This is a genomic window from Anabaena sp. UHCC 0187, from assembly GCF_009712035.1.
Taxonomy (GTDB): Bacteria; Cyanobacteriota; Cyanobacteriia; order Cyanobacteriales; family Nostocaceae; genus Dolichospermum.
This window is the reverse complement of record NZ_VILB01000052.1, coordinates 1-4815: the sequence shown is the minus strand read 5'-3', so window position 1 is coordinate 4815 and position 4815 is coordinate 1. Positions and strand designations below refer to the sequence as shown.

Annotated in this window: 5 protein-coding genes; 4 read left to right on the top strand and 1 reads right to left on the bottom strand. The window is 39.7% G+C overall.

Annotation, left to right across the window (positions count from 1 at the left end; translation table 11 throughout):
• Positions 1-356: ATP-binding protein (locus FJR11_RS23230; RefSeq protein ID WP_254444841.1), on the top strand; the 356-nt coding region annotated here is incomplete at its 5' end.
• Positions 357-397: 41 nt separating this feature from the next.
• Here the strand turns inward: FJR11_RS23230 and FJR11_RS23225 are convergent.
• Entirely contained in the window at positions 398-646 is a 249-nt protein-coding gene (locus tag FJR11_RS23225; protein WP_168508044.1) for a TIGR02450 family Trp-rich protein, read from the bottom strand.
• A gap of 667 nt (positions 647-1313) precedes the next feature.
• Between FJR11_RS23225 and bchL the strand changes: the two genes are divergently transcribed.
• The 3 genes from bchL to FJR11_RS23210 all read left to right on the top strand — a co-directional run bounded on the left by bchL (position 1314) and on the right by FJR11_RS23210 (position 4557).
• Positions 1314-2180, top strand: a complete 867-nt coding sequence (gene bchL / locus FJR11_RS23220; protein ID WP_168508042.1) for a ferredoxin:protochlorophyllide reductase (ATP-dependent) iron-sulfur ATP-binding protein — start codon at positions 1314-1316, stop codon at positions 2178-2180.
• 26 nt (positions 2181-2206) lie between these two features.
• On the top strand, positions 2207-3055 hold the full coding sequence (locus tag FJR11_RS23215; protein ID WP_168508040.1) for a DUF5331 domain-containing protein: 849 nt from the start codon (positions 2207-2209) through the stop codon (positions 3053-3055).
• 98 nt (positions 3056-3153) lie between these two features.
• Positions 3154-4557 carry a ferredoxin:protochlorophyllide reductase (ATP-dependent) subunit N gene (locus FJR11_RS23210; RefSeq protein ID WP_168508038.1) on the top strand — a complete coding sequence of 468 codons (1404 nt, stop codon included), beginning with the start codon at positions 3154-3156 and terminating at the stop codon, positions 4555-4557.
• Positions 4558-4815 lie beyond the last annotated feature (258 nt).

The window sequence follows — 4815 nt, the reverse complement described above, 5'->3', positions numbered from 1 at the left end:
GATTATTACAGGTAATGCTGAATTTGGTAGGTAATGCCATTAAATTTACCCATGAAGGTGGCATTACTATCAGTGCTGATTTAATGCTGAAAAAACACCCTGGAATAGTCAAAGTTCGCGTTGCTGACACAGGTATTGGTGTTTCCCTAGACAAGCAGGATAAACTATTTCAATTATTCTCTCAGGTTGATGGTTCTCGGACTCGCCATTATGGTGGTACAGGTTTGGGACTAACCATATCCCAAAAGCTGATAGAAGCAATGGGTGGTCAAGTCCATTTCTATAGTCTCGGTGAAGGACTTGGTTCAACGGTGACTTTTACAGTGCCATTATATCAACAACCATTGATGATTTGAACTTTTGGGGGAATGGGGAATGGGGAATGGGGAATGGGGAATTAATGGCTTTCGATAGAATTGATTTCCTGTAAAGTTTGCCACCCAGCATACCATTGAGAATTATCTTGCAATAATTTAGCATTTAACCAAAAGCGCACTTGAGGATCGCAAGCTGCCACCATTTCCGCATATACCCATTTACCCTGATTTTTGCGGTTAACAACCTGAAAATGTCGCCAACCATCAACTTTTTGCTGTGCGGTCCATTTAGAACCCAGTAAGTAAGGAAATTTTTGTTTTTTAGTCATTTGTCAGTTGTCCGTTGTCCGTTGTCCGTTGTCCGTTGTCCGTTGTCCGTTGTCCGTTGTTAGGAAATTTTTCTTCATACTAATTACCAATTACCAATCACTTGTTAAGTTTTATATCAGATATTTTCTAATTTAATAAATATTTACTAATCCAGAAGTGATCATGACTATGAGGGAAGGGACGCTTGTAAAAATATCTTTATTGCCAATTTTACTCCTTAATCAGAACTCTTAATTCATCTGATTGCAATATCCTGCCTTTATTTACAACGTAGTGCTGACAATGCTTTTATCGTTGCATACACCGTAAATACCTGTAATATCGTCAATGGCGACAATAATAAGCAAATACTATGGAATTAATAGATTTTTACCTATGCTGTTTTTTTGTCTTTTGACACTATTTTTATATAAATACTAAATAAAAATATTAAAAATGATATTTTTAGGCTTTTTTAAACTAATTAAGCAATTAATAAGGTAATAAAACATTATTTTCGCAATCAAACGGCGTATATCAGCATTTTTCGGATTTTCACCCCCTTTCCTTTCTAGGGGATTTGCACAATAATGGCAATCACATACCTCAGACATCCCCGAATCAACCTAGATACAGGCAAATGTTTGAGCTAAGAGTTTGTAAAGAAACTATAAGAGAGGCACAACAATGAAACTAGCAGTTTACGGAAAAGGTGGAATCGGCAAATCTACAACCAGTTGTAATATCTCTGTGGCTCTAGCTAAACGGGGTAAGAAGGTGCTACAAATTGGCTGTGACCCCAAACATGACAGCACCTTTACCCTGACTGGGTTTTTGATTCCCACAATTATTGATACCTTGCAAGAAAAGGATTATCACTACGAAGATGTTTGGCCAGAGGATGTAATTTACAAAGGCTATGGTGGTGTTGATTGCGTTGAAGCAGGTGGACCTCCAGCCGGTGCTGGTTGTGGTGGCTATGTAGTTGGGGAAACAGTCAAATTATTAAAAGAACTTAATGCTTTTGATGAGTACGATGTAATTTTATTTGATGTTCTTGGTGATGTTGTCTGTGGTGGCTTTGCAGCACCGTTAAATTATGCAGATTATTGTCTAATTGTTACAGATAATGGCTTTGATGCCCTATTTGCTGCCAACAGAATTGCCGCTTCCGTCCGTGAAAAAGCCCGGACTCACCCCTTACGTCTAGCGGGTTTAATCGGTAATCGTACCTCCAAGCGGGACTTAATTGATAAATATATAGAAGCCGTACCCATGCCTGTTTTAGAGGTATTACCTTTGATTGAAGATATCCGCGTTTCCCGCGTCAAAGGCAAAACTTTATTTGAAATGGCCGAGTCCGATCCTTCTCTGAGCTACGTTTGCGACTATTACCTGAATATTGCCGATCAAATTCTCGCGCAACCGGAAGGTGTTGTGCCTAACGATACTCCGGATCGTGAACTTTTTTCTCTATTGTCAGATTTTTATCTCAATCCAGTAAAAGTTAAAGCCACAAATGCTGAAGAGGAATTAGACTTGATGATTGTATAAAACATTTTACCTCTCAGGATGGACTTATGGCTTTCTTTGATAGCTTTACCGATTCACTCAAACAAAAGTGGTTGCAATTCTTTCAAGCTAATCGTGATTGGATTACGCTCCAGATGACTATTGAATCAGTTTATACTCCTGATGGCGGCAAGCGTCCGTCTTCTTACCTCATCCTGGGAGTCATCAATGCTCTAGAACCGAAATTAGCCCAGCTAATGTTTCCTTTTGCCAAACTCAATCCAGATGCGGATACTTTGATTGAAGTTCTGGATTTACATTTTGACCCAGATATTGCCCTTGGTAATCGTCTTAGTCCGACTGTAGAACCAGAGATGTACTTGCGTCAGCACTCCGTTGTCATGGAAGATATCTCTGAACCTGAAGCGGAATCCTTCCCCGTCCCTGATCCGAAAATCAATGACTTGAAAGAGGAGACCCAAGCAACTTGGGCAGCCGATAGTGATGATGATTTTGGTGATATTTCTTTAGCCGTTGAAGATATCACTGATGAGTCAGAAGCAATGGATGATTTCGGTAATGTCTCTTTTAATCCCATCTCTTTAGCTGATGAAAGCAATAATCAGGGATTTAACTCTCTCGCTTTAGAAGATGACGATGCTTTTGGGGAAATACCTGACAATGCTTTTGGAGAAATAGATGAAAACGCTTTTACTGGGCTGAATCTATCTGAAGAGAATTCATTTGATGAACTAAGTACATCTGAAGAAAATGGGTTTAATGATGTAGTCTCGGACATCTGGGGTGATGAAACATCGTTAAGCAATGGTGATGAAAATAACGATTTGTTAATGGAAGAACTGCCATCTGAGGTTTTTGATGAATCAGAAATGGCTCGTCTCTTCCCTAACAATTAATTGTTGAAAACAGGTGACAGGTGACAGGTGACAGACAAGAATTACCAATCACCAATCACCTGCTTTACAAGCTGAAAAAATAAAGGGAGAATATTAATATGACTGTTGCTCAACAGCCAGAAGCTTTAAATTTTGAATGTGAAACCGGAAATTATCACACTTTTTGCCCCATTAGTTGTGTGGCCTGGTTATACCAAAAAATTGAGGATAGTTTCTTTTTGGTAATTGGTACAAAGACCTGTGGTTACTTCCTGCAAAATGCCATGGGAGTGATGATTTTTGCTGAACCCCGCTATGCTATGGCTGAGTTGGAAGAAGGGGATATTTCCGCACAATTGAATGATTATGAAGAATTAAAACGGTTATGTGAGCAGATTAAACGCGATCGCAATCCTAGTGTAATTGTCTGGATTGGTACTTGCACCACCGAAATTATTAAAACCGATTTGGAAGGTTTAGCACCTAAGTTAGAAGCTGATTTAGGTATTCCCATTGTGGTCGCCCGTGCTAACGGACTCGACTACGCATTTACCCAAGGAGAGGACACTGTGTTAGCCGCTATGGCTCATCGTTGTCCTGAAAAGTCTCCAGTATCGGAAACTGAAAAAGGCGAGCGTAACGCCATTCAGAAGCTAATGAATTTCGGTAAGAAAAAAGAAGACATCGCCCACGATGAATCTGAGTATGTAGATCATCCGCCTTTGGTGCTATTCGGTTCTTTACCTGACCCAGTAGTTACCCAATTAACCTTGGAACTGAAAAAACAAGGTATTAAAGTTTCTGGTTGGCTACCTGCAAAACGGTTTACAGAATTACCTGTGATTGAAGAAGGGTATTATGTCGCTGGTGTGAATCCTTTCCTCAGTCGCACTGCGACAACTTTAATGCGCCGCCGTAAGTGTAAACTCATAGGCGCACCTTTCCCCATTGGTCCCGACGGTACTCGCGCTTGGATTGAAAAAATCTGTTCTGTGTTTGGAATTACACCCAAAGGTTTAGATGAACGGGAAGCGCAAATTTGGGCTGGGTTGGAAGATTATGTAAAACTGATTCGCGGTAAGTCTGTGTTTTTGATGGGTGATAACCTGTTGGAAATTTCTATGGCGCGGTTTTTAATTCGCTGTGGTATGACTGTTCAGGAAATTGGCATTCCTTACATGGATAAACGCTATCAAGCTGCTGAGTTGGCTTTGTTAGAAAAGACTTGTCGGGAAATGAATTCACCTCTTCCAACTATTGTGGAAAAGCCTGATAATTACAATCAAATTCAACGGATTTATGAGTTGAAACCTGATTTGGTTATTACTGGTATGGCTCATGCTAACCCATTGGAAGCACGGGGTATTAATACTAAGTGGTCTGTGGAGTTTACTTTTGCTCAAATTCACGGTTTTGGGAATGCGCGTGATGTTTTGGAGTTGGTAACTCGTCCTTTAAGAAGGAATAATAATTTGAAGGATTTGGGTTGGGATAAGTTGGTAAGAGAAGAAGCGAAGATTTAGATTTTTCTGGTAATTTCTAAGGGCGGACTTTTTTAGTTCGTCCTTTTTTTGCACGCACAGACGCAGATGGGAAGAGGAATGTTAGAATTAGGTTATGGATTTAAATTTATGGCAGTTGCAAAGTTATATCCTCAGGGACAGGTAATTATTCCTGAATCTTTACCTGAAATCAGTATTTTTCTTATTTGATGTCCTAACCGCCAATATGACGTAAACTAGATACAAAAATACTACTTAGTCCCACAAGGTAAACTAAGT